The sequence below is a fragment of the Actinomadura sp. 3N407 genome, assembly GCF_052245875.1.
In the GTDB taxonomy this organism is placed as follows: domain Bacteria; phylum Actinomycetota; class Actinomycetes; order Streptosporangiales; family Streptosporangiaceae; genus Spirillospora.
Window position 1 is genome coordinate 78,995 of record NZ_JBQQBP010000008.1, and the last position, 23,308, is coordinate 102,302.

Here is a 23,308-nt window from a genome sequence, read left to right on the forward strand (position 1 = left end):
GTCACCCGCCGTCCGGCACGCCCGGTGTCACATCCGGGGCTTCGGCGGTGCTTGATAGATGTGGACCTTGGAAGACATGGTGCGGGCGCACGGGCCGCCGCGCTGCCGGCCGCCCTGTCCGGGGAAGGACAGGGCATCGTGGCCGGCTGCGCCGGCTCCTGGACGAGCCGGCCGGCGTCGCCGACGCCGATCGCGAGCACGTCGCGGGGTGCGGGACGTGCCTGTCCGGGCTGGCGGCCGTCCAGGAGGACGCGGCGGCCGCCGGCGCGGCGCTGGAGGTCGGGTTCACCGCGGACGTGGACACGGGGTGGCGCCGCCTGGCGGACGCGGTCGCCGTCGAGGGACGGCGTCCGGCGGCCACGGCGGCCCCCGCCGGACGGTGGCGCACGAAGCTGCGCAACCCCGTGGTCGCCATCTTCGGAGCCGTCGCCATCCTGAGCGGGGCCGGCGTCGCGGCCGCCGCGGACTGGCTGCGGATCTTCCGCGCCGAGCAGGTCGCACCGGTCACCGCCCCCCGGTCCGACCTGGTGAAACTGCCCGAGCTGTCCGCCTTCGGCGAGCTGGAGGTCACCGCGAAGATCGACATGCGCGAGGTCGCCGACGCCGAGGCCGCACAGAAGGCCACGGGCCTTTCCGTCCCGCGTGTGAGCACGCTTCCCCGCGGCGTGACGGGAGAACCCGCGTACCGGGTCGGCGGCCCGGTGAGGGCGGTGTTCACCTTCTCGGTCGAGAAGACCGCGCAGACCGTCGCGGCGGCCGGCGGGACGCCGCCGCCACCGCCCCCCGGCCTGGACGGCAGCCGGTTCCGGCTGGGCGCCGGCCCGGGGTTCGCCGCGGCCTGGTCGCAGGGCCGCCCCGTGCCCGCCATGATCGTGGCCCGCGCGGTGGCGCCCACCGTGTACTCCTCGGGCGTCCCGTTCGAGACGGCCCGCGATTACCTGCTGTCCCTGCCCACCCTGCCGGAGAAGGTCGCGTCGCAGTTGCGCGGCTTCTCCGGTGCCGGGACGACTCTGCCCCTGTTCGTGTCGGCAGAGAAACTGACGACGTCCGCCGCCGACGTGGGCGGGGTGCCGGCGACGGTGCTCACCTCGCGGGACGGCGTGCTGGCGGGCGTGGTCTGGGTGGACGACGGTGTCGTCACCGCCGTGGCGGGTTCGCTGAGCGCCGGCGAGGTGCTGTCGGTGGCCCGCGGGCTTCGGTGGGGCCGGTGACCCCCCGGCGGGACGGCCCGGCCGGGGCCGCGGAGCGGCTGCTCGCCGACCTGCCCCCCGCGCCGGCGGTGTGGTGCTCGGGCCTGCGCAAGCGGTACCGGCGGCAGACCGCGGTCGACGACGTGTCCTTCACCGTCGAGCGCGGCGAGGTGGTCGGCCTGCTCGGGCCGAACGGAGCCGGCAAGACCACCGTCATCAAGATCCTGCTCGGTCTCGTCCACGCGGACGCGGGTGACGTGCTGCTGCTCGGACGCCCGGCGCGGGACCCGCGCGTCCGGGCCCGCGTCGGCTATCTGCCGGAGCTGTTCCGGTATCAGCCGTGGCTGACCGCCGCCGAGGTGCTGGCCCTGCACGTCCGGCTCGCGGGCGTCGCGGTGCCGGACGGGGAACGGCGCGAATGCCTGGCGACCGTCGGACTCGCCGACCGCGCCGGGGACCGGGTGGGCGGCTTCTCCAAGGGCATGCAGCAGCGCCTCGGGCTGGCCGTCGCGCTGGTGGCCCGCCCTGACCTCGTCGTCCTGGACGAGCCCACCAGCGCCCTGGACCCGATCGGACGGGCCGACATGCGGGACCTGCTGCTGTCCCTCAAGTCCCGCCAGGTCGCCGTCCTGCTCAACTCCCATCTCATCGGCGAGGTGGAGCGGGTATGCGACCGGGTGGTCATCCTGGACGGGGGCAAGGTCGCCGCGTCCGGCACCCTCGCCGAGCTGCTCGGCGGGCACCGGCTGCGGCTGCGGCTGGACGAGGTGGGCGCGGAGGCGGAGGCACGGCTGGCCGCCGCCGGCCGGCTCACCCGCAGCGGTGACTCGTTCACCGTCGCGCTGCCCACGGACCAGGACGCCGCCACCGTGCCCGACCTGGTGGCCGATCTCGTCGCCCTCGGGGTGCGGGTGCACGCCGTCGAGCCCGGACGGATCAGCCTCGAACAGCGGCTGCTGGACATCCTGCGCGCCGGACCCGGAGGGGACCGCCGATGACCGCCCGGACCGTGCTCACCGTCGCGGCCCTCACCCTCCGGGAGGCCGCACGCCGCCGCGTGCTGCGCTCGCTGGCCGTGATGACGGTCGTCCTGCTCGCGCTCAGCGCCTGGGGGTTCTCCCGGCTCGCCGCGAATTTCGACTCGCTCACCAGCGGGGAGGCGCGGCTGGCGGCGTCCCAGGTCCTCAACCTGGTGATGTTCGGCCTGAGCCTGATCGCCGCGCTCGGCACCGCGTTCCTCGCCGGCCCCACCATGGCCGGAGAGATCGAGTCGGGGACGGCGCTGGCGACGCTGGCGCGGCCGGTCCGCCGCTCGGCGGTGCTGCTGGGCAAATGGCTGGGGCTGGTGACCTTCGGCAGCGGCTTCATAGCCGTGGCCGGACTCGCCCAGCTCCTCATCGTCTGGGCCACCATGGGCTACCGGCCACCGCAGCCGGTGACCGGCCTGGCGCTGCTCGCCGCCCAGACCACCGTGCTGCTCACCCTCGCCCTGCTGCTGTCCACCGTCATCTCACCGATGGCATCGGGCATCGTGGCGGTCGGCCTCTTCGGCGCCACATGGATCGCGGGCGTGGTCGGCGGGGTCGGCCAGGCCCTCGGCAACGAGGGCATGGCCCGGGTCGGCACCGTATCGCGGATGCTGCTGCCTACCGACGGCCTATGGCGCGGGGCCATGCGCGCGTTCCAGGACCCGTCCGTCCTGGCGCTGTTCCCCGCCGCCGACGACTTCCCGTTCCTGAGCCAGGCCCCGCTCACCGCCACCTACATCGCCTGGACGTTCCTGTGGGCCGCCCTCGTTCTCGGCCTGGCCGCGATCGCCTTCCAGCGCCGCGACCTCTGAAGGACCGCCATGTCGCACGCCCACCTCTCCGGTCACCTGGCCGCCGTCCCGAACGCCTGCCGTTCGAGCCGGCAGCCGGCCTCCGGGGCCGGACACGGGGCATCTCGGTGGCGCTCCTTCTGAGTGCCGGGAACAGCCACTATTCTTATTTTCTGGAGGCTACGACATAGTGAAGCAACTTCACGATGATGCAGATTCAGAAAATGTGGACGGCGAGGCCGCCGGCGCGGGGCATGCGCTGGAGAAGCTGTTCTCGCTGGCGGTGGTCACGCACCAGTTCATGGAGGCGGGGCTGGCCGCGCGCGGGCTGTCGCGGGCACGGGCGACGGTGCTGTGGAACCTGCAGCACGGCGGGCCGATGACACAGCGTGCGCTGGCCGCCGCGATCAGGGTCAGCCCGCGCAACATCACCGGGCTGGTGGACGCGCTGGAGGCCGACGGCTTCGTGGCCCGCGCACCGCATCCCAGCGACCGGCGCGCCACGCTGGTGGACCTCACCGACCGGGGCCGCGACACCGTCGGAAGCCTCAGCGGTGAATACGACGAGGGCGCCTCCCGGCTGTTCGCGGGCCTGGCCGAGAGGGACCTGGCCGGGTTCGTGGCCACCGTCGACCACCTGCTGGAGCGCATCGGCCAGGAGAACTGCTGAGGCCGGCCCGGTTCGGCCGGCCGGCACCTCCCCGGCAGCGGCCCGTCGCGCCCGTGTGACCATGTTCGTCTAGGAGGACAGATGGGCATCGCAGCAGATCGGCGCAAGGGCGCGTGAGCGAATCCGAACCTTCCGGGGCCGAAGGCGGGGAGAGCGCGTCGAAGGGCCCGCGCGAGAGGGAGCCGGACGCGCGGTTCACGTTCGCCAACGAGCGGACGTTCCTGGCCTGGAACCGCACGGCGCTCGCCCTGATCGTCGCCGGGCTGGCCATCGTGCAGCTGCTGCCGCCGTTCCCCGGGGTGCCGTGGGGCCGGCACCTGCTGGCCGTCCCGCTGATCATCTTCGGTGCCGTCCTGTCGGTCGGCGGTTTCGTCGAGTGGGGCCGCAACCAGCGTGCGCTGCGCCGGGGGGAGCCCCTGCCGCGGTCGCCGCTCCCCCGCCTCCTCGCCTTCGCCATCGCCGCCGTCGCGATGGCGGCCGCCGTCCTCGTCCTGCTGTCGGAGGCGGTCGATTGACGCCCGAGGGCCTCGACGACCCCGAGGACCTCGATCCCGGCCTGGCCCGGGAACGCACGGAGCTGGCCTGGTTCCGGACCGCCGTCTCCTTCGCGGCCCTCGGCGGCGCCATGCTCCAGACGACCCCGGTGGTCGGGGGGCTCATCCTGGGCATGAGCGCGCTGGTCCACCTGCTGGGCCGCATGTCGCGTCCGGCCGGGCGCGCCGCCGGGCCCGAGCGCCGCCACGCGCTCCTGCTGATCACCGCCGCCGTGACGCTGGTGGCCGTGGTCGCCCTGGCGACGGTCTTCCTCGCGTCGGACAGCCTGTTCCCGCTGCGACTCTGAAGAGCAGGTGACGGGCGCGGCCCGCCAGGGACGGGTAGCCCCCCGAGCGAGCCGCGACGACGTCTGTCAGGTCACGAGGTCGGCCATCGCCTCGGCGTTCTTGCCGCGACGCAGCTTCCCGACCGCCATCCCGGCCGCGAGGACGATGAAGGGCAGCGCCACCAGGAACCACCCGAGCGCCGACAGGCCCCACGACTGGGCCGCGGGGTCGACGCCCTCGGCCGCGGTTCCGGCCAGCAGGCCGAAGCGGGACACGAGCAGGTACATCCCGAGCACCAGGCCGACGATGGCGACGATGGGCGCGACGAGTGTGCTCCACACGCGGCCGCCCTCCCGGCGGAAGTACGCGATCACGGCGATGGACACGAGGACTTCCACCACCACGATCGCCAGCACGGCCAGGGCGCTGAACCAGGAGAACATGTGCAGCACCGGATCACGGTCGGTGGCCCGGAACAGGACGATGACGATCAGCGACACCGCCGCGACCGCGGCGGTGCCGAACACCGGTGCGCCGCGCCCGTTGACCCGGCCGAGGACGGCGGGCAGCACCCCCGCGCGCGCCATCGAGAAGAAGTAGCGCGCCGCGCTGTTCTGGAACGCGAGGAGTCCCGCGAAGAGGCTGGACAGCACCAGCCAGCTCATCACCGTCGCCAGCCAGCCTCCGACGTACTCCCCGGCGACGCCGAACAGGACCGCCGCGGGGTCGGCCAGCGGGGTCCCGTCCACGGCCGAGACCGCCGAACGCCGTGCGCATGGCTTCGTGGACGCGTTCCTACGCCACGCCCGCCTCCGCTGAGCGGGCCTCCGCCCCGCTCGACGCCCGTACGAGGGCGGTGAAGAGCGCCTGCTGGGACGGGTCGTCCGCGGCCGTGTCCTCCGGGTGCCACTGGACGCCGAGGAACCACCCGGCCGCGTCTGGGCTTTCCATGGCCTCGATCGTGCCGTCGGCCGCCCGGGCGGTGACGACGAGCCCGGTCCCGGCGGTGTCGATCCCCTGATGGTGGTAGCAGGAGACGTCCGGTTCCCGGGCGTTGATCGTCCTGGCCAGCAGTGAGCCGGACGTGACGGCGACCCGGTGCGTGACGTGGCGGTGGTCGGGTTCCATGTGCTGGAGCAGCGTCCCGCCGGTCACCACGTTGACGACCTGGAGGCCCCGGCAGATCGCCAGCGTCGGCAGCCCGGCCGCGAGGGCGTGCCCGGCGACGGCCAGGTCGAAGGCGTCCTGTTCGCCGTCGACGTCGTACAGCGCCTCGTGCTCGTCGGCCGCACCGTAGTGGCGCGGGTGCAGGTCGCCGCCGCCGGGCAGCAGGACGCCGTCGCAGCGCTCCAGCCGTTCGGCGACGTGCGCCGGGGCGGCCGGGTGCATGATGAACGGCTCGCCGCCGCCGCGCCAGACCGCCTCGACCAGCGCGCGGGCGGCGACCTCGGCGGCGTGGCGCAGCGCCGAGGCGCCGGCGGAGAAGCGGGCCGGGACGGCGATCAGCGGACGGGCGCTCAAAGCGCGATCCAGGTGGTCTTGAGGTCGAGGTACTTGTCCAGGGCGTGCAGTGACTTGTCGCGGCCGTTGCCGGACTGCTTGACGCCGCCGAACGGGACGCTCATGTCGCCTTCCTCGTAGCAGTTGACCCACACGGTGCCGGCACGGAGCGCACGCGACACGCGATGCGCGGTCGTCAGGTCCGACGTCCACACCGCGGCGGCGAGGCCGTAGTCGGTGTCGTTGGCCAGCCGCACGGCCTCGTCGACGTCGTCGAACTCCAGCACGGCCAGCACCGGGCCGAAGATCTCCTCGCGGGCGATCCGCATACCGGGCTCCACCCGGTCGAAGACGGTCGGGCGCACGTAGTACCCGTCCCCGTCGATCGCGGAGCCGCCGGCGCGCAGCCGGGCGCCTTCGGCGCCGCCGGCCTTCAGGTACGACAGGACGCGGTCGTGCTGGCGGGCCGAGACCTGCGGGCCCATCTCGGTGGCGGGGTCGAGCGGGTCCCCGACGACCAGGGACTCCGCGCGGGCGACGATCCGGTCGAGCACCCGGCCCGCCACGGAGCGGTGGACGAGCAGGCGGGACGGGGCGGTGCACATCTCGCCGGCGTTGAAGAAGATGCCCCAGGCGGCGGTGTCGGCGGCGGCGTCGAGGTCGGGGGCGTCGGGCAGGATGATGTTGGGCGACTTGCCGCCCAGTTCGAGCCAGACCCGCTTGAGGTTGGAGTCCGCCGCGTACCGCAGGAAGTGGCGGCCGACCGCGGTGGAGCCGGTGAAGGCGATGACGTCGACGCCGGGATGCTCGCCGAGCGCCCGCCCGGCGATCTCGCCGTGGCCGTTGACGACGTTGAGCACCCCGTCCGGCAGCCCCGCCTCGGCGGCGAGCGCGGCCAGGTGCACGGCGGACAGCGGTGACTCCGGCGCGGGTTTCAGCACCACCGTGCAGCCCGCCGCGAGCGCGGGCGCGACCTTCCAGGCGGCCATGGTCAGCGGGAAGTTCCACGGGACGACGGCGCCGACCACGCCCACCGGCTCGCGGGTGACCAGGGCCAGGGAGCCCGCGTCGGTGCGGGGCGATTCGTCGAGGAGTTTGTCGGCGGTCTCGGCGTACCAGCGCAGGCAGCCGATGAGGGCGCGGACCTCGATGCCGTCCGCCTCCGTGACGGGTTTGCCCATCTCCAGGGAGACGAGCAGGGCGAGCGTTTCGCGGTCGCGCTCGACGAGGTCGGCCAGCCTGAGGAGGGCGGCCTTGCGGCCCGCGGGGGCGAGCCGCGGCCACGGGCCGTCGTCGAAGGCGCGCCGCGCCGCCGCCACCGCACGGTCCACGTCGGCGGGTCCGGCGGCGGCCGCATCGGCGATCGTGCGGCCGTCGCGTGGAGAGACGACCGGGAACGTCGCGCCGTCGCGGCTCGGCACGGAGGCGCCGCCGATGTGGTGGCCGGTGTGCGGAGCGAGCCGCGCGGCCCGCATGCGCCATTCCTCGTAGGGGACGTCGGTCATGGCCTCTCCCTTCAGGAGCCGAGCGGTGTCATGAGCCGAGCAGGGCGTCGGTGCGCCTGACGACCTCGCGGCAGAAGGCGCCGACGCCGTCCGGATCGTCGATGAACTGCGAGGGCTTGATGCAGAACGTGGTGAATCCCTCGGCGATCTGCTCCGGGATGCTTTCCAGCGCGGGCGCGAGCGGAGCGCAGGAGTGGTCGTCGGGGAAGGCGGGCCGGGTTCCGCCGATCATTTCCAGTGCGGTCACGTCGCGGCCCGCGTCGGCCATGGCCGCCCGCAGGCGGGTGAGTTCCCCGGGGGCGGGCCTGCCGAGCGGGTGGAAGCCGTGCCCGTACCGCACCAGGCGGTCCAGCAGCCTGTCGTGCAGCCGCTGCCCTCCGAACCACATGCGGGGGCCGTCGGGCCGGTGGGCGCGCGGCTCGAAGTACACGTCCTCGAAGCCGTAGTGGCGCCCCCGGTAGGAGACCGGGGAGCCCTGCCAGAGCAGGTTCCAGATCTCCAGTTGCTCGTCCAGCAGGGCGCCCCGGTTCTCGAAGGGCACGCCCAGCGCTGCGTACTCGTCGCGGCTCCAGCTCACGGTGGGCTGTACCACCAGGCGTCCTTCGGAGATCAGGTCGAGCGTGCCGAGGTCGCGTGCGAGCGCGAGGGGGTGCCGGAGCGGGGCGAGCACCGCGGCCGCGGCCAGCCGCAGCCGGGAGGTGACCGAGGCGATCGCCGCGAGGAGCGTGAGCGAGGACGGCCACGGCGTGCGGGGGTCCTGGTTGCCCGGCAGCGCGTACTCGCGCGGGTTGCCCATGACGCCGCCGGCGCCGGCGTCCGGGCCGAGGACGACGTGCTCGCTGATCATGACGGCGTCGAAGCCGGCGTCCTCGGCCTCGCGGGCCCAGCGGATCAGGGCGGGCAGGTCGCGGCCGGTGGTCATCGTCCAGTTCTCGCTCAGCACGAGCACGAAGCGCGGAGTCTTCGGACCGTCGTCGGTCACGGGCTCTCCCTCCGATAGGATTCGTTTGACCCCAAACAGTAGCGCGCGGACGCGCCGACCGGAATGTTGACCTGACGATCCGGTTCTCTTAGTTTATTTGGGACCAAACGAACTGGAGGTGCCCCTATGGCAGAAGTCGCGGGCGTCACCGTCGACACCGGCCACTGGATCGGCGGTGAACGGGTCGGCTCGGCCGCCGCGTTCACCGACCTGTCCCCCATCGACGAGCAGCCGCTCGCCGAGGTCGCGCGGGGCGGGCCCGTCGAGGTGGACGCCGCCGTGGCCGCCGCCTCCAGGGCCTTCCCCGCCTGGGCGCGCACGAGCCGGGAGGACCGGGCGCGGGCACTGCACGCGATCGCCGACGGCGTCGACGAGCACGTCGAGGAACTCGCCCGGGTCGAGACGGCCGACAACGGGGCGCTCATCCGCTCCCACCGGCGCGGGGTCATGCCGCGCGTGGCGCACAACTTCCGCTTCTTCGCCGACTGGCTGCTGCGCCTCGGACACGACGACTTCGAGACACGCGGCCACCGCAACCACGTCGACTGGGACCCGGCCGGGGTCTGCGCGCTGATCACCCCGTGGAACGCGCCGCTCATGCTGGCCACCTGGAAGGTCGCCCCCGCGCTGGCCGCCGGGAACACCGTCGTGCTCAAGCCGGCCGAATGGTCCCCGCTCACCGCGTCCCTGCTGGCCGGCATCGCCGCCGAGGCCGGGCTGCCCGACGGCGTCCTCAACGTCGTCCAGGGGACGGGCGCGGAGGCGGGCGCGGCCCTCGTCGCGCACCCGGACGTGCGCAGGATCAGCTTCACGGGCTCCGTGCCGACGGCGCGGAGCATCTCCGCCGCCGCGGCGCCCAACCTCACCCCGCTATCGCTGGAACTCGGCGGCAAGTCCCCGCTGCTCGTGTTCGCCGACGCCGACCTGGACCTCGCCGTCGACCTGGCCGTCGAGCAGTACGACAACGCCGGGCAGGTCTGCCTGGCCGCGACGAGGCTGCTGGTGGACGCGTCCATCGCCGAGGAGTTCACCGAGCGTTTCCTCGATCGGGCGGGACGCCTCGTCCAGGGCGACCCCCGCGAGGAGGGCACCGACATCGGGCCGCAGATCCACCGCCGGCACTTCGAACGGGTGGACGGATTCGTGCGGCGGGCCCTCGGCGACGGCGCGCGGGCGCTGCTCGGCGGCGGCCCCAACACCGACCTCGGCGGCCTGTACTACCGGCCCACGCTGGTCGCCGAGGCCCCCGAGGGCAGCGAGATCCTCACCGAAGAGGTCTTCGGCCCCGTCCTGACCCTCCAGACGTTCGAGACCGAGGAACAGGCCGTCGCGATGGCCAACGGCACCCGGTTCGGTCTCGCCGCCACCCTCGCGACCGGCGACCCCGAGCGCGCCGCCCGCGTCACCGGGCGGCTGGCCGCCGGAACGGTGTGGGTCAACTGCTTCTTCGTCCGCGACCTGCGGGCACCGTTCGGCGGCTCACGCCAGTCCGGCGTCGGGCGCGAGGGCGGCGACTGGAGCTTCGACTTCTACTGCGATGTGAAGAACACGGTGATGGCCCCATGGGAGAAGTAGTCGGCGCCGGCCTCCTGGCCCACGTCCCCACGATCGCGCTGCCCGAGGTCACCCGCCGCGAACTGAACCACGGCGAGGACTTCACCCTGGTCGACGGCCTGAAGCGGCTCCGGGCCGACGTCTTCGACCGGGTGGACGACTACGACACGGTCGTCGTCCTCGACTCCCACTGGGCCACCACGGTCGAGTTCGTGACCACGGCCCACCACCGGCGCGCCGGGCTGTTCACCTCCGAGGAACTGCCGCGCGGCATGTGCCGCATCCCCTACGACTTCCCCGGCGATCCCGAGCTGGCCGGCGCCGTCGCGCGTTATGCCGACGAGCACGGCACCTGGATCACGCCGATCGACGACCCGTACCTGCCGATCTTCTACGCCACCGTCAACCTCTGGACGTACCTGGGGGTACGCGACGACCCGTACCTGGAACTGGACGGCAAGAGGTGGATGTCGATCGGCGTGTGCCAGACCGCCGACACCGAGGACTTCCTGCGGCTCGGCCGGGCGCTGGGCGACGCGATCGCGGCGACCGACCGGCGGGTCCTGCTCATCGCCTCCGGCGCGCTGTCGCACACCTTCTGGCCGCTGAGGCAGATCCGCGACCACGAGGGGGCCGACCCGGCGCACATCTTCAGCCCGGGGGCGCGCGCCGCCGACGAGGAACGGATCGCGTGGCTGGCGGACGGGGACCACGCCCGCGTCCTCGACACGATGCCGGAGTTCCTGCGCTATAAGCCGGAAGCCCGGTTCGGCCACTACCTGATGATGATCGGCGCCCTCGGCGAGCGGTCCTGCACCGCTCCGGGACGCCTGTACAGCGAGTACGAGAACTCCGTCGGAACCGGCCAGGTGCACATCTGGTTCGACCGGCCCGAGAACGGATGGACCGCCTGATGCCGGAGTACCGCAGGATCCTGCTGGACGGCGCGGACGTCCAGGTCGTCCGCGAGGGCGACGACCTGCTCGCCGCCGACGGCCGCCGGGTGCGTACCGGGGACGCCGTGCACCTGCCGCCGTGCAGGCCGACCAAGGTGGTCGCGGTGCACCTCAACCACCGCAGCCGCGTGGAGGAGTTCCAGGCCAGGCTGCCCGCCGCGCCGACCTACTTCCACAAGCCGGTCTCCGCCCTGAACGCGCACGGCGGCGCGGTCGTCCGTCCCGAGCGGTGCAGGTACCTCAACTACGAGGGCGAGATCGCGATCGTCATCGGCCGGACCTGCCGCAACATCGCCCCCGCGGACGCGGGCGCGCACATCGCCGGCTACACGGTGGCCAACGACTACGGCCTGCACGACTTCCGCGACACCGACGCCGGCTCGATGCTGCGGGTCAAGGGCTCCGACACGCTCTGCCCGCTGGGCCCCGGCCTCGTGACCGACTGGGACTTCCGCGGCAAGTACCTGCGCACCTATGTGAACGGCGAACTGGTGCAGGACGGCGGCACCGACGAGATGGAGTGGGACATGCACTACCTCGTCGCCGACATCGCCCGCACGATCACCCTCCATCCGGGGGACGTGCTGCTGTCGGGGACGCCCGCCAACTCGCGTCCCGTCCGGCCCGGGGACGTGGTCGAGGTCGAGGCCGAGGGCCTGGGACGGCTCCGCAACCACATCGTGGCCGGTCCCGTCCCCGTCCGGGACGACTGCGGCGCGCAGCCCACCGAGTCCGAAGAGGTCGTCTCCACCGCCTTCGGCGGTGACTGGGAGTTCCGCGGCGTTCGCGCCCCGAGGAGGTAGTCAGTTGAAGGTCATCGTCGACATGGACAAGTGCCAGGACCACGGGCAGTGCGTATTCGCCGCGCCCGAGGTCTTCCGGCTCAACGAGGCCGGGAAGCTGGAGTACGAGAGCGCGCCCGACGACGCCCTGCGCGACGCGGTGGAGGAGGCGGCCGACGTCTGCCCCCTCCAGGCCATCACGGTCGAGGGTTAGACGGTGCCCGGCGAAAGGGCGCGGCGCATCGTCGTGGTCGGCGCGTCCCTCGGCGGGCTGCGGGCCGCCGAGCAGCTGCGCGCCGCCGGCCACACCGGCGACCTGACCGTGATCGGCGACGAACCGCACCCGCCGTACAACCGGCCGCCCCTGTCGAAGGAGGTCCTCGCCGCCGAGGTGTCCTTCGACCGGGTGGCGTTCCGGATGCGGGCCGCCGTCGCCGACGTCGGCTGGCGCCTCGGGACGGCCGTCACCGGAGCCGACCTCGCCGCGCGCATCGTGCGCCTCGCCGACGGGACGGAGATCCCCTACGACGGCCTGGTGATCGCCACCGGACTGCGGCCGCGGCGGCTGGACGTCCCGGGAACGGGACCCTCACGGCATGTCGTGCGGACGCTGGACGACGCCGCCGCGCTGCGCGCTTGCCTGCGCCCGGGGACACGGGTGGCCGTGGTCGGGGCGGGCTTCATCGGGTGCGAGGTCGCCGCGACCGCCCGAACGCTCGGCGCGGACGTCACCGTGGCCGCACCGGAGAGCGCGCCGATGCTCCGGCCGCTCGGTCCCGATCTCGGGGCCGAGCTTCGCCGCCGTCACGAGGAGCGGGGCGTGCGGTTCCTGCTCGGCCGCACCGTCGCCCGCTTCACCGGCGACGGGCTGAAACTGTCCGACGGAACGGCGGTGCCCGCCGAGGTCGTCGTCGAGGCGGTCGGGGCGATGCCGTGCGTGGAATGGCTGGAGGGCAACGGGCTCGACCTGTCGGACGGTGTGCTCTGCGACGGCGCGCTGCGGGCCGAGGGACGTCCCGAGGTGGTGGCCGTCGGCGATGTCGCCCGGTTCCCCAACCGCCGGTACGACGACGTCCCCCGCCGGGTGGAGCACTGGAGCATCCCCACCGACACCGCCAAGCGCGCGGCGCGTGCCCTGCTCGGAAAGGAGGAGGGGCCCTTCATGCCGCTCCCGTCGTTCTGGAGCGACCAGTACGGCATGCGGCTGCAGTCGTTCGGCGCACCGAACCTTGGCGACGGTGACATCCGGGTGCTGGAGGGCGAACTCGGCGAGGAGGCGGTGCTGGGATACCACCGCGACGGCGGGCTGGTCGGCGTGGTGATGCTCGGCTGCGTCCGCTCCCTGGCCCGCTACCGGAAGCTGCTGCTGGACGACGTCCGGATTCCCGCGTCCTGATCGAACGACCGTGCCCCCGACGCCGCGTCCGGCATCGGGGGCATCTCGTGTCGCGGCCTCAGACGGCGAGGTCGCAGCAGCACCTGCCGCCCTGCAGGCAGGCGACGCTGCGGTCGTGCCGCCTTCCGGACGCGGCGGCGTTCACGATCGTGTTCTTCGAACCGCCGGCCTTGGCGTCGTGGACGACCCGGCCGCCGAGGACGGTCGCGGCGATGGGCAGATCGATCAGCTCGTGCGGGTCGACGCCCAGGACGTCGCCGTCGACGATGCAGACATCGGCCACGTTCCCGGGGCGCAGCGTGCCCTTCCAGCGGTCGGCGTGATCCTGCCAGCCGGGGGTGCGGGTGTAGGTGGCCAGAGCCTCCTCCAGCGTGATCCGCTCGGCTTCGCCTGCGACCCCGCCGAACTTCCCTTCGCGCAGCACCGCGGACTGCACGCCCTGGAGCCAGCTCGGGAACGTCACCGGCGCGTCCGACGCGCTGCTCACCTGGACGCCGAGGTCGAGCGCGCTCCGGTACGGCCACTGGTAGTTCGTGCGCTCGGGCCCGAGCACCGGATCGAGCGTCCGGCCGAGCAGGTACTTGATCGTCGCGTTCATGTTCACGCCGATGCCGTTGCGCGCCATCTTCCGCAGCGTCTCGCGGGGTGTCAGGTCGCCGTGGATGACGTAGTGCCGCGGATCGCGGCGGCGCCGGTTGCGCCGCATCGCCGCGAGGTAGCCCGCGACCACCGCGTCGATGGTGGCGTCCCCGGTGGCGTGCGTCCCGACCTGGAGCCCCGCGTCGTGGGCGATCCGGATCTGCTCGTGCAGGTTCGCGACCTGCTCCTCGACCGTGTCCCCGTCGATCGTGAGGCTGCCGTTGCTGCCGTCGAGGTAGGGCTCGTGCAGCCATGCGGTCCGGGCCGCGGTCGGGATGCCGTCACCGAAGATCTTGACGCCCGCGACGCGCAGCATCCGGGGGTCCACACCGCGCAGGGGCTCGTAGCCGGCGAGCACGCCGCGGAGCGCGTCCGGTGAGCCGCCCGCGGACAGCAGCACGTTGAGCCGGACGCCGAGTCCCCCGGACCGCGCCTTCCGCGCGTACAGGGCGAGCCTGTCGAGGCCGATGCCCGGGTCGGTGACGCTCGTGATGCCCAAGGTGTGGAGCACCCCGACCGCGTTGTCGATGGCGCTGGACACCTCGTCCTCGGTGAACGGCGGCACGAGCCGCCTGACGAGGCCCGCGGCGGTCTCGCGCAGGACGCCCGTGGGCTCGCCGTCGGCGTCCTTCTCGATCACACCGCCGGTCGGCGGCTCGGTGTCCCGGGTGATCCCGGCCAGCCGCAGCACGGCCGAGTTCACCGCGACCGCGTGGCCGGAGAAGTCGGTGAGGATCACCGGGTGGTCGCCGGAGACGGGATCGAGGTCGGTCCTGCGCGGCGGCCGGGGCAGCCGGTTGTCGTTCCACCCCTGCCCGCGGATCCACGCGCCGGACGCCGCACCCGCCGCCGCGGTGCGCACGGCCTCCACGAGTTCCCCGATCGTGGCGGTGTCGACCTCGATGGTGAACGGCGGGTAGTCGAGTCCGAACCCGCCGAGATGCAGATGGGAGTCGTTGATGCCGGGCAGCACCGTGCCTCCGCCCGCGTCGAGCGTCTGCGTGCCCCGGCCCGCGAATCGGCGCATGTCCTTGCCGCGTCCGACGCCGACCACGACGCCGTCGCGTATCGCGACCGCGTCGGCGGTGCGGAAGCGCTCGTCCAGGACCAGGACCTCGCCGTTGTGAATGATCAGGTCGGCCGGGCCTCGCCCCCTCCCCCCGGGGCCGGCCGCCGCGGCCTCTGCGGGCAGGGTTCCGGCGATCGCGACGCCGGCCGCCGCGGAGGCCGATCCCTGCAGGAACCTACGTCGGTCGAGGCTTCTTCCCATTTCCTGGCTCCCTTTCACGAGCAGTGGGCACACATCTGGCGGGGATCGGGACGGCGAGCCCAGCTGACCGCCTGGGCTCGTGTGGCGGAGGAACGGCGGGACGTGTCGGTGGCGTCGTAGGCGATGCGGCCGCCGACCACGGTGAGCGCGATGGGGACGTCGGTGATGTCGTGCGCGTCCCGCGTCAGCCGCCCGCGCGCGTCGAACAAAGCGCCTTCGAGGACGCACAGGTCGGCGGCCATTCCGCGGGAGAGGGTGCCCTTCCAGCGATCCGCGTGGTCCTGCCACGCTCCCGCGCCGGTGTAGGTGTGCAGCGCCTCCCGCACGCCGATGATCTGGTCCGGGCCGGAGACGTCGCCGGAGCCGCCCTCGCGGAGGAGCATGGTCTCCAGCCCTTGCCGCCAGTCCGGTGCGACGTTCGGCGAGTCGGACGCGCTCGTCACCACCGCGCCCGCGCGCAGGGCAGACCGGTAGGGAGTCTGGTAGGCCGCCCGCTCGGCCCCCACGATGTCCGGCTGGGAATCGGCGATCAGGTGCTTGATGTTCGGGTTGAAGCTCACCCCGCAGCGGTTCTTCGCCAGGAGGCGCAGCGTCTCGGGCCAGGCGAAGTCGCCGTGGATGACGTAGTGCCGCGGGCGGGCGCGCGACCGTCCCCGGAGGGCCCGCGCATACGCCGCTGCGACCGCGTCGATGGCGGCGTCGCCCGTGGCGTGCGTCCCCACCTGCATACCGGCGTGATGGACCAGGCCGACCATGGCCGTGAGCTCGTCGACCTTCTCCTGGTCGGTCGCGCCGTCGGTGACGAGGCCGCCCCGCCCGCCGCCCGTGTAGGGCTCGCGCATCCATGCGGTGCGGCTGGAGATGGGAACTCCGTCGGCCCGCAGTTTCACGCCCGTGATGTTGAACCACCGGGGGTCCACGTCTTCCGGAGGACGGTGGGTGCCGAGGATCTCGCGCACGTGCCCGGCGGACGTCGGGTACGTGTCGTCGGGCCTGCTGAGCAGGGCCGTGACCCTGACGCCGAGCGCGCCGCGGCGGGCCTTGTCGGCGTAGATCCGCTGGGCCGCGGCGCCGATGCCCGGCTCGGTGAAGCTGGTGATGCCGTGGCTCAGCAGCAGTGCGACGGCGGTGTCGATTGCGTCGGCCTGTTCCTTGTCGGTGAAGGGCGGAACGTGCCGGTTCACCAGGTCCATGGCCGTCTCGCGGAGGAGGCCGGTCGGTTCGCCGGAGGAGTCCCGCACCACGACCCCGCCGCTCGGGTCCGGGGTGTCGCGGTCGACTCCGGCCAGTTCGAGTGCCTTGCTGTTCACCCACAGCACGTGGTTCGACCAGTCGAGGAGGACGACCGGGTGGCCGGGCGAGACCGGGTCCAGGTCATGGCGGGTGGGCGGCCGGCCCTCGGCGAAGGCGTTCTCGTTCCATCCCTTGCCGCGGATCCACGCGCCCGGGTCCGCCTGTTGCACGGCGGCGGCGACCGCGGCGACGGCGTCGGCGATGGACTGGACGGCGGGCTCGCCGACGTCGACGGTGTACGGCGGCAGGGCCAGTCCCGTACGCAGGCCGTGCAGGTGGGAGTCGTTGACGCCGGGGAGCACCGTGCGTCCGCGCAGGTTCACGACCTGCGTCCGGCGGCCGATGAGCCGGCGCACCGAGGGATCGGGGCCGGCGTGGACGATCCGGCCCGCCCTGACCGCCAGGGCGGACACGATGCGGAACCCTCGTTCCATGGTCAGCACCTGGCCGTTGTGCAGCACCAGATCGGCCGCCGTCGACGACGGATCCGTGTCATCGGCCCAGGCGTTCGCGTGGGTCAGGGGTTGGGCCGCGACGCCGATGGCGAGGCCGGCTCCTCCCCGCAGAAGTCCTCGGCGGCTCAGCGGACTGCGCTCCATGAACGCTCCTCTCCACGGCACCCATGAACGTTCGGGACCAAACGGTCATCAGAATGTTCGGGTTCAAACGATCTGTCAAGGGTGCCGGAGAAGAGTCATCGCGCGGGAACGCGAAGACCCCGCCTCACGACGGAGAGGCGGGGTCGTCCGGAGTCGGCGTCCGGAGAAGGGGTCAGCCGCGGGCGCGGCGGCCGGAGCGGCGGGGCGGGAGCGGAGCCCCGCCGCGCAGGGTGATCCGGCGCTCGTCGCCCTCGCTCTCCAGGTGCTCGACGATCGTGCCGAGAACCTGCGCCAGCGACCTGTTCTGCGCCTGGTCGAGCCCCTCCACGACGAACGCCTCCTCGGCGTTGAACTGCGGGAACAGCTCGTCCATCAGCTCCCGGCCCTTGTCGGTGAGCCGGAGGACGACCAGCCGGCCGTCGGTGTCGTGCGGGCCGCGCTCCATCAGCCCGCGGCTCTCGAGCGTCTTGGCCACCCCGGTGAGGGTGCCCTTGGAGATGCCGGCCTCCTCCGCGACGTGGCGGGTCTCCATCTCGTCCCAGATCCACACGACCCACAGCACGACGAAGGCCGTCCAGGTGAGGTCCGCCGATCGCAGCACGGAGCTCTCGAAGTGCTGGCGGATCGCGGCGGCGGCCCGGTAGATGTTGGAGACCGCCATCATCGCGTCGTGGCGCAGGGGAACGTCGCCGAGCCGCCGCTGGATGGCCTGCTCGGTCTCGCGCAGTGTGTGGTGGCCGGTCACTGGTGTCCTCTCGCGGGCCCCGGCGCCGGGCGCGGATCCCCCGGCCCCGAACGGGTGGGGCGAACTCGAATCTACACTTGCCCGCACCTCATTTGAGACCGTACGATCGCCGGTTCAGTCTCCGGAGCCGTCCTCCCACAGCCGCCGGCCGCCGTTCCAGACGACACCGACCTGGCGGTAGTAGGCGCCGATCACCTCGTCCACCGTAAGGCGGTCCAGCTCCTCGGTGGGCGACTCGAACAGCCGCAGCTCGGCGTCGCCCGCCCAGGCCGGCCCTGCCTCGAAGCCGGCGCCGCCCGACTCGATCAGCTCGTTGAGCGCCGGGGAGCCGCCCGGCTCGATCGACGGCAGGAAGCGGTGGTGGGCCATCGGGTGGCCGTTGACGAACCCGTTGCCATCGGACGGCTCGCGCAGCGTGACCACGGCCTCGGCCAGCCGCCGGTCCGCGGCGGCCAGGGTCGCGCCGAAACGGCCGCCCGCGCCGATGCGCGGCGCCGCCCGCCCGTACGGGTGGGGACGGGTCTGGTGGATCGAGCCGAGCTTCTTCGGGTAGCCCTGGTGCAGGCCGCGGGCGACGGCGAAGTCCTTGTCGACCCAGATGTAGACGCAGCGGCTGTAGGTGCGGCCCTCGAACGAGCACCGCACCACGGCGAAGCACTCCTTGTACTGGGCGCGGACCGGGTCGAGCAGCTCCTCCGCCGACTCCGAGCAGGACTGCCAGTCGGCCCAGATGATCGCGACCGCCCCGGGGTCCTCGGCCGCGAGGTCGAGGGGGCCGGGCAGCAGTTCCGCGACGCGCGCCGGGTCGGTCCGGTACTCCACGGTGAGCAGGTCACCGGAGTAGTACCAGGGCGGACTGGGGATCAGCGACGAGCGGCCGGTCGCAGTCCTCGGATGCAGGAATCCCCGCACCGGTGCCATGGCCCCCTCCTTCGGTTATCGTTTGGGCCCGTACGATATGTCCGAGCCGATGGTTTTGTCATCTCGGGGGCGAATGTTCGCCCAAGTCGCGGTTGACTCTTGCCAGGCCAAAGTGTCGCTCATATTGTTTGCTCCCAAACGAACTACCGCCGTCCCGAGGGGAGTTCAATGCCCGGACAGCACTCCGTGGACGTCCATGACGTGGTGGAACGGCTCACGGCCGACGGCATCGACGTGGTCCGGGTCTCCTACCCCGACCTGATCGGCGTCGACCGCGGCCGCGACGTCCTCGTCGACCGGCTGCCGGCCGTGATGGAACACGGACTCGCCTTCTGCCGCGCGGTGTACCACACCACGCCCCAGGGCGACGTCGTCGACGTCGCCGGCGGCATCGACGCGGGGCTCCCCGACATCTGCGTGCGGCCCGACCTGTCCACGCTGGCCGCGATTCCCTGGGAGCCGGGCGTGGCGCAGTGCCTCGGCGAGGCGTACGAGCCGGACGGCGACGAGCCGTGCGCGGAAGGCCCGCGCGAAGTCCTCCGGCGCGCCATCGGCCGGCTCGCCGAACTCGGGCTCGTCCCCGTCGCCGGGCCGGAGCTGGAGTACTTCCTGTGCGAACCGGACCCCGGTTCACCCAACGGGTGGCGCCGCTACGGCGAAGGCCCTGGCAACGTCTACACCGTCGGCCGCAGGAGCGATCCCGACGGGCACCTGCTGCGCACCCTGCGGCACCTTCGCGACTTCGGACTCGGCGTGACCATGGGCAACCACGAGTTCTCCTGCGGCCAGTTCGAGATCAACCTCCACCACTCCGAGGCGCTCGACGCCGCCGACCGCGCCTTCCGCCTGAAGTCGGCCGTCAAGGACCTCGCCCGCATCGAGGGGCGGATGGCCACGTTCATGGCCAAGCCCTTCAACGACGACGGCGGCTCGGGGTTCCACGTGCACCTCTCGTGCATGGACGAGACCGGCCACAACGCCTTCGACGGGCCGGACACGGGCCCCGACGGGCTGTCGCAGACCGCGCACCAGGCGATCGCCGGCGTCATCGCGCACGCCCCCGCCCTCACCGCGATCTTCAACCCGTCGATCAACTCCTACAAGCGCTTCGGACCCGACACGCTGGCCCCCTGGCTGATCGACTGGGGCCTGGACAACCGCAGCGCCATGGTGCGCGTTCCCCCCGAGCGCGGTGGCGCCACCCGCCTGGAGGTCCGGCTCGGCGACGCCGGCGCCAACCCCTACCTCGGCATCGCGGCCCTCGTCGCCGCCGCCTACCTGGGCGTCCGTGACAAGCTCACCGCGCCGCCGCCACTGGAGGGCTACGGCTACGACACCGCCAAGGCCGCCCGGCTGCCCGGCACCCTGACGGCCGCGCTCGACGCCCTGGCCGGCGACGAGGACCTCGCCGGCGTGCTCGGCGAGCGGTTCGTCGGCTCCTACCTGGCGTACAAGCGGGACGAGGTCGCCCGGTTCCAGCGGCACGTCACCGACTGGGAGTTCCGCGAGTACGCCCACAAACTGTAAGGAGACAGCCTTGGCAACCGACACCCTCCCGGTGGACCTCGCCGACCTCGACAACTTCATGGACGGCCGGACGCCGTGGCGGATGTTCGACGAGCTGCGCCGCGACGATCCGGTGCACTGGAATCCCGAGGCCGACGGCGGCGGCGGTTTCTGGGCCCTCACCCGCCACGCCGACATCGTGGCGGTGGACCGGGACGCGGCCACCTTCACCTCCACCCGCTTCGTCAACCTGGAGGAGGTGGACGAGCGCCAGGCCGCCATCCGCCGCTCCATGCTGGAGACCGACGGCCCCCGGCACATGGCGCTGCGGCGCCTCCTGCAACGCGAGTTCACCCCGAGGGCGGTCGCGGGCTACGCCACGTTCCTGCGCGGCCTGACCGCCCGCACCCTGGACGCCGCGCTGGCCAAGGGCACCTTCGACTTCGTCAAGGAGATCGCGGCGGACTTCCCGATCAACGTGCTGGCCCGGATGCTGGACGTCCCCGACGACGACACCCGGCGGCTCATCGACTGGGGCAACCGGATCATCGCCAACACCGACCCCGACTACGCCGACGTCCTGCTGCACAGCGCGGAGAGCGAGCAGTACCGCGATCTGCCGTTCCGCAGCCCCGCCTCGCTGGAGGTGTTCGAGTACGGCCGGGAACTGGGCGCCCGGCGGCGCGGCGGGAACGGCACCGACCTGGTCAGCAAACTGGTGAACCAGGTCCCCGGCGACGGCGAGCCGCTGTCCGACCGCGACTTCGACAACTACTTCCTCCTGCTCGTGGTGGCCGGGAACGAGACGACCCGGCACGCCATCACCCACTCCATGCGGGCGCTCATCGACCACCCGGCCGAAGCGGACCGGCTGCGCGAGGACCTCGACCTGATGCCGACCGCGGTGGAGGAGTTCCTGCGCTGGGCCTCGCCCGTCTACCACTTCCGCCGTACCGCCACCCGCGACGTGGAGATCGGCGGCAAGCAGATCAAGGACGGCGACAAGGTCGTGCTGTGGTTCGCCTCCGGCAACCGCGACGAGGCGGTCTTCGCCGACCCCTACCGCTTCGACGTCACCCGCACCCCCAACGACCACATCACCTTCGGCAAGGGCAGCCCGCATTTCTGCCTGGGCAACGCCTTGGCGCGCCTGGAGATGCGCATCATGTTCGAGGAGCTGCTGCCGAGGCTGGCCGACATCCGCCTGGCCGGGGCGGTCCGGCACGTCCGTTCCAACTTCGTCAACGGCGTCAAGGAGATGCCGGTCACCGTCACCCTCGCCTGACGGGGAGGCGGTCTCGGCCTTTACGCGCGGAGACGGGCCGGGGCGAGCGCCGCTCGCCTCCGACCCGTCTGCCGGGGCCTTTCCGGGCTGTTCAGCAGGCCGGTTCGAGGGCCAGGCCGGCCTTCTCCAGCTCGTCTTCCAGCTCGTCTTCCACCTGGCCGACGGTCGAGGGGACTTCCGGCACCTCGGGCTCTTCGGGGGCCGGGTGCTTGGGCAGCATGAACGCGATCCCGACCATCACGAGGGCCAGCACGGCGCTGATGACGAACGCCAGCCGCATCCCGTCCAGCCGGGCGAGTGCCTCGGGGACGCCGCCCGCGATCCGGGTCTCGGCCCGGCCCGCCATCACGGTCACCACCAGAGCCGTGCCCAGGGCGGAGGCGACCTGCTGAAGGGTGCCCAGCATCGAGCTGCCGTGGGAGTACAGCCGCGCCGGGAGAGCGCCGAGACCGAGGGTGAACACCGGGGTGAACGTCGCGGCCAGCGAGACCATGAGCAGCGCGTGCAGGCCGAGCACCTGCCAGTACGGCATCGTCATCGAGATCTGGGTGAGGCCGGCCAGAGCGGCCACGATGCCGGCCGAACCGGGAATGATCAGCATCCGGGCGCCGAAGCGGTCGAAGACCCTGCCCACGACCGGGCCGAGCAGCCCCATCGCCAGCCCGCCGGGCATCACCAGCAGCCCGGTCTCCAGCGGGGTGAGGCCGCGCAGGCTCTGCAGGTAGATCGGCAGCAGGATCATCGAGCCCAGCATCGCCATGAATCCGAGCGACATCAGGAGCAGGGACAGCGCGTAGGTGGGGTTCCGGAGGACACGCAGGTCCAGCAGGGGGACGTCGCGGCGCTGCAGCCGGAGCTGGCGGACGGCGAAGGCGGCGATCATGACCAGCCCGGCCACGACGATCAGCGCGGGAACCACCGCGCCGCCCTCGCCGAACCGGCTCAGCCCGTACACCAGGGAGCCGAACCCGGCGGCCGCGGCGCCGACGCTGAACCAGTCGATGGTGCTGAGCTGCGGTTCCCCGACGTTCTCCAGCTCCGCCAGCCCGCGCCAGGTGATCAGGGCCGCGATCGGCAGCACCGCCGCGAACAGCAGCCGCCACGAGCCGAGCTGCAGGATCAGGCCCGAGACCGTCGGCCCCATCGCGGGCGCGACCGAGATCGCCATGGTCACGTTGCCCATCACCCGGCCGCGGTCCCGCTCTGGCACGACGGTCATCAGGGTCGTCATCAGCAGCGGCATCATCACCGCCGTGCCGGCCGCCTGGACGACCCGCGCGACCAGCAGCACCTCGAACACCGGCGCGACCGTGGCGAGCGCCGTGCCGGCGAGGAAGACGCCCATCGCGGTGGCGTAGGCGCGGCGGGTGGTGACGCGCTGCAGGAACCAGCCGGTCACCGGGATCACCGCGGCCATGGTCAGCATGAACGCCGTCGACAGCCACTGCGCGGCCTGCTCGGTGATGTTCAGATCCGTCATCAGCCGCGGAATCGCGTTGATCATGATCGTCTCGTTGAGGATGACCACGAACGTCGCGAGCACCAGCAACCGGACCACGGCGGGTGTTCGGCGGCGCTCGCCGGTCGTCACCCCGCCGGGCTCGGGCGCCGGTCCGTGGTGCGTCTTCAGGTCTGCGGCTTCAGGTGTCGTTGTCATGCCGGAGTAGACCGGCGCCGCCGCGAGAACTCATCGATCTTGCCCAAACTTTTTCGCCGGTTCCGGCGAGGGTCGCCGCCGGCAGGTCACTGACCGGCGCCCGGCGGTTTGCAGGTTTCCCACAACTTGGGCCGCCCAGCGTGCGCTGTCAGCGACATGGCGCCGCGGGCCGGGAGAAGGAAAAGTGAACTTCTGCGGGAGGGGCCGCCATGTCGCGG

The 23,308-nt window shown here is 72.6% G+C and carries 22 protein-coding genes; 13 read left to right on the forward strand and 9 right to left on the reverse strand.

Annotation, left to right across the window (positions count from 1 at the left end):
• The first annotated feature begins 47 nt into the window (after positions 1-47).
• From ACTWPP_RS21235 to ACTWPP_RS21260, 6 genes are all read left to right on the forward strand, one after another.
• On the forward strand, positions 48-1,211 hold the full coding sequence (locus ACTWPP_RS21235) for a hypothetical protein (RefSeq protein ID WP_443106057.1): 1,164 nt from the start codon (positions 48-50) through the stop codon (positions 1,209-1,211).
• Entirely contained in the window at positions 1,208-2,188 is a 981-nt protein-coding gene (locus ACTWPP_RS21240; protein WP_443106058.1) for an ABC transporter ATP-binding protein, read from the forward strand. The genes ACTWPP_RS21235 and ACTWPP_RS21240 overlap by 4 nt, the downstream gene beginning before the upstream one ends.
• Positions 2,185-3,030 (forward strand): ABC transporter permease, encoded by an 846-nt coding sequence (locus tag ACTWPP_RS21245; protein WP_443106059.1) that lies wholly within the window; start codon positions 2,185-2,187, stop codon positions 3,028-3,030. The genes ACTWPP_RS21240 and ACTWPP_RS21245 overlap by 4 nt, the downstream gene beginning before the upstream one ends.
• Positions 3,031-3,235: 205 nt before the next feature.
• Positions 3,236-3,679: a MarR family winged helix-turn-helix transcriptional regulator gene (locus ACTWPP_RS21250; protein ID WP_443106060.1), complete on the forward strand. Its 444-nt coding sequence runs from the start codon at positions 3,236-3,238 to the stop codon at positions 3,677-3,679.
• A gap of 113 nt (positions 3,680-3,792) precedes the next feature.
• Positions 3,793-4,194 (forward strand): YidH family protein, encoded by a 402-nt coding sequence (locus ACTWPP_RS21255; RefSeq protein ID WP_443106061.1) that lies wholly within the window; start codon positions 3,793-3,795, stop codon positions 4,192-4,194.
• Positions 4,191-4,520, forward strand: coding sequence for a DUF202 domain-containing protein (locus ACTWPP_RS21260; RefSeq protein WP_443106062.1), 330 nt, complete (start codon positions 4,191-4,193; stop codon positions 4,518-4,520). The genes ACTWPP_RS21255 and ACTWPP_RS21260 overlap by 4 nt, the downstream gene beginning before the upstream one ends.
• A gap of 66 nt (positions 4,521-4,586) precedes the next feature.
• Here ACTWPP_RS21260 and ACTWPP_RS21265 read toward each other — a convergent pair whose 3' ends face one another.
• The 4 genes from ACTWPP_RS21265 to ACTWPP_RS21280 are packed head-to-tail and all read right to left on the reverse strand — an operon-like array spanning position 4,587 to position 8,487.
• On the reverse strand, positions 4,587-5,249 hold the full coding sequence (locus ACTWPP_RS21265; protein ID WP_443106063.1) for a hypothetical protein: 663 nt from the start codon (positions 5,247-5,249) through the stop codon (positions 4,587-4,589).
• A gap of 46 nt (positions 5,250-5,295) precedes the next feature.
• Entirely contained in the window at positions 5,296-6,021 is a 726-nt protein-coding gene (locus tag ACTWPP_RS21270) for a gamma-glutamyl-gamma-aminobutyrate hydrolase family protein (protein WP_443106064.1), read from the reverse strand.
• Positions 6,018-7,505 (reverse strand): aldehyde dehydrogenase family protein, encoded by a 1,488-nt coding sequence (locus ACTWPP_RS21275; protein WP_443106065.1) that lies wholly within the window; start codon positions 7,503-7,505, stop codon positions 6,018-6,020. The genes ACTWPP_RS21270 and ACTWPP_RS21275 overlap by 4 nt, the downstream gene beginning before the upstream one ends.
• A 28-nt stretch (positions 7,506-7,533) precedes the next feature.
• Positions 7,534-8,487: a TIGR03619 family F420-dependent LLM class oxidoreductase gene (locus tag ACTWPP_RS21280; protein WP_443106066.1), complete on the reverse strand. Its 954-nt coding sequence runs from the start codon at positions 8,485-8,487 to the stop codon at positions 7,534-7,536.
• A gap of 126 nt (positions 8,488-8,613) precedes the next feature.
• Between ACTWPP_RS21280 and ACTWPP_RS21285 the strand changes: the two genes are divergently transcribed.
• The 5 genes from ACTWPP_RS21285 to ACTWPP_RS21305 are packed head-to-tail and all read left to right on the forward strand — an operon-like array spanning position 8,614 to position 13,175.
• Positions 8,614-10,062 carry an aldehyde dehydrogenase gene (locus ACTWPP_RS21285; RefSeq protein WP_443106067.1) on the forward strand — a complete coding sequence of 483 codons (1,449 nt, stop codon included), beginning with the start codon at positions 8,614-8,616 and terminating at the stop codon, positions 10,060-10,062.
• Positions 10,050-10,955, forward strand: a complete 906-nt coding sequence (locus tag ACTWPP_RS21290; protein ID WP_443106068.1) for a 3,4-dihydroxyphenylacetate 2,3-dioxygenase — start codon at positions 10,050-10,052, stop codon at positions 10,953-10,955. The genes ACTWPP_RS21285 and ACTWPP_RS21290 overlap by 13 nt, the downstream gene beginning before the upstream one ends.
• On the forward strand, positions 10,955-11,800 hold the full coding sequence (locus ACTWPP_RS21295) for a fumarylacetoacetate hydrolase family protein (protein ID WP_443106069.1): 846 nt from the start codon (positions 10,955-10,957) through the stop codon (positions 11,798-11,800). Before ACTWPP_RS21290 ends, ACTWPP_RS21295 begins: the two co-directional genes overlap by 1 nt.
• 4 nt (positions 11,801-11,804) lie before the next feature.
• A complete protein-coding gene (locus ACTWPP_RS21300; protein ID WP_443106070.1) occupies positions 11,805-11,993 on the forward strand; it encodes a ferredoxin in 189 nt (62 codons plus the stop codon).
• Between the two features lie 3 nt (positions 11,994-11,996).
• Positions 11,997-13,175, forward strand: coding sequence for an NAD(P)/FAD-dependent oxidoreductase (locus ACTWPP_RS21305; RefSeq protein WP_443106071.1), 1,179 nt, complete (start codon positions 11,997-11,999; stop codon positions 13,173-13,175).
• Positions 13,176-13,233: 58 nt separating this feature from the next.
• Here ACTWPP_RS21305 and ACTWPP_RS21310 read toward each other — a convergent pair whose 3' ends face one another.
• The 4 genes from ACTWPP_RS21310 to ACTWPP_RS21325 all read right to left on the reverse strand — a co-directional run bounded on the left by ACTWPP_RS21310 (position 13,234) and on the right by ACTWPP_RS21325 (position 18,642).
• Positions 13,234-15,084 (reverse strand): amidohydrolase, encoded by a 1,851-nt coding sequence (locus tag ACTWPP_RS21310; RefSeq protein ID WP_443106072.1) that lies wholly within the window; start codon positions 15,082-15,084, stop codon positions 13,234-13,236.
• Between the two features lie 14 nt (positions 15,085-15,098).
• Positions 15,099-16,976, reverse strand: coding sequence for an amidohydrolase (locus ACTWPP_RS21315; RefSeq protein WP_443106073.1), 1,878 nt, complete (start codon positions 16,974-16,976; stop codon positions 15,099-15,101).
• Positions 16,977-17,148: 172 nt separating this feature from the next.
• Positions 17,149-17,721 (reverse strand): MarR family winged helix-turn-helix transcriptional regulator, encoded by a 573-nt coding sequence (locus tag ACTWPP_RS21320; RefSeq protein WP_443106074.1) that lies wholly within the window; start codon positions 17,719-17,721, stop codon positions 17,149-17,151.
• A 114-nt stretch (positions 17,722-17,835) separates the two neighbouring features.
• Complete coding sequence (locus tag ACTWPP_RS21325; protein ID WP_443106075.1) at positions 17,836-18,642, reverse strand: acetoacetate decarboxylase family protein; 807 nt, start codon at positions 18,640-18,642, stop codon at positions 17,836-17,838.
• A gap of 168 nt (positions 18,643-18,810) precedes the next feature.
• Between ACTWPP_RS21325 and ACTWPP_RS21330 the strand changes: the two genes are divergently transcribed.
• Together ACTWPP_RS21330 and ACTWPP_RS21335 are read left to right on the forward strand one after the other, a co-directional pair.
• Complete coding sequence (locus ACTWPP_RS21330) at positions 18,811-20,169, forward strand: glutamine synthetase family protein (RefSeq protein WP_443106076.1); 1,359 nt, start codon at positions 18,811-18,813, stop codon at positions 20,167-20,169.
• A gap of 10 nt (positions 20,170-20,179) precedes the next feature.
• On the forward strand, positions 20,180-21,433 hold the full coding sequence (locus ACTWPP_RS21335; RefSeq protein ID WP_443106077.1) for a cytochrome P450: 1,254 nt from the start codon (positions 20,180-20,182) through the stop codon (positions 21,431-21,433).
• A gap of 91 nt (positions 21,434-21,524) precedes the next feature.
• Here the strand turns inward: ACTWPP_RS21335 and ACTWPP_RS21340 are convergent, their stop codons facing one another.
• Positions 21,525-23,090, reverse strand: a complete 1,566-nt coding sequence (locus tag ACTWPP_RS21340) for an MDR family MFS transporter (protein ID WP_443106078.1) — start codon at positions 23,088-23,090, stop codon at positions 21,525-21,527.
• Positions 23,091-23,308: the final 218 nt, after the last annotated feature.

What these genes read in the sequence shown, in the direction of transcription:
- ACTWPP_RS21245 (WP_443106059.1), top strand. Translation starts at nt 2,185, where the DNA reads ATGACCGCCCGGACCGTGCTCACCGTCGCGGCCCTCACCCTCCGGGAG.
- ACTWPP_RS21275 (WP_443106065.1), bottom strand. Translation starts at nt 7,505, where the DNA reads ATGACCGACGTCCCCTACGAGGAATGGCGCATGCGGGCCGCGCGGCTC.
- ACTWPP_RS21285 (WP_443106067.1), top strand. Translation starts at nt 8,614, where the DNA reads ATGGCAGAAGTCGCGGGCGTCACCGTCGACACCGGCCACTGGATCGGC.
- ACTWPP_RS21290 (WP_443106068.1), top strand. Translation starts at nt 10,050, where the DNA reads ATGGGAGAAGTAGTCGGCGCCGGCCTCCTGGCCCACGTCCCCACGATC.
- ACTWPP_RS21295 (WP_443106069.1), top strand. Translation starts at nt 10,955, where the DNA reads ATGCCGGAGTACCGCAGGATCCTGCTGGACGGCGCGGACGTCCAGGTC.
- ACTWPP_RS21310 (WP_443106072.1), bottom strand. Translation starts at nt 15,084, where the DNA reads ATGGGAAGAAGCCTCGACCGACGTAGGTTCCTGCAGGGATCGGCCTCC.
- ACTWPP_RS21315 (WP_443106073.1), bottom strand. Translation starts at nt 16,976, where the DNA reads ATGGAGCGCAGTCCGCTGAGCCGCCGAGGACTTCTGCGGGGAGGAGCC.
- ACTWPP_RS21325 (WP_443106075.1), bottom strand. Translation starts at nt 18,642, where the DNA reads ATGGCACCGGTGCGGGGATTCCTGCATCCGAGGACTGCGACCGGCCGC.
- ACTWPP_RS21330 (WP_443106076.1), top strand. Translation starts at nt 18,811, where the DNA reads ATGCCCGGACAGCACTCCGTGGACGTCCATGACGTGGTGGAACGGCTC.
- ACTWPP_RS21340 (WP_443106078.1), bottom strand. Translation starts at nt 23,090, where the DNA reads ATGACAACGACACCTGAAGCCGCAGACCTGAAGACGCACCACGGACCG.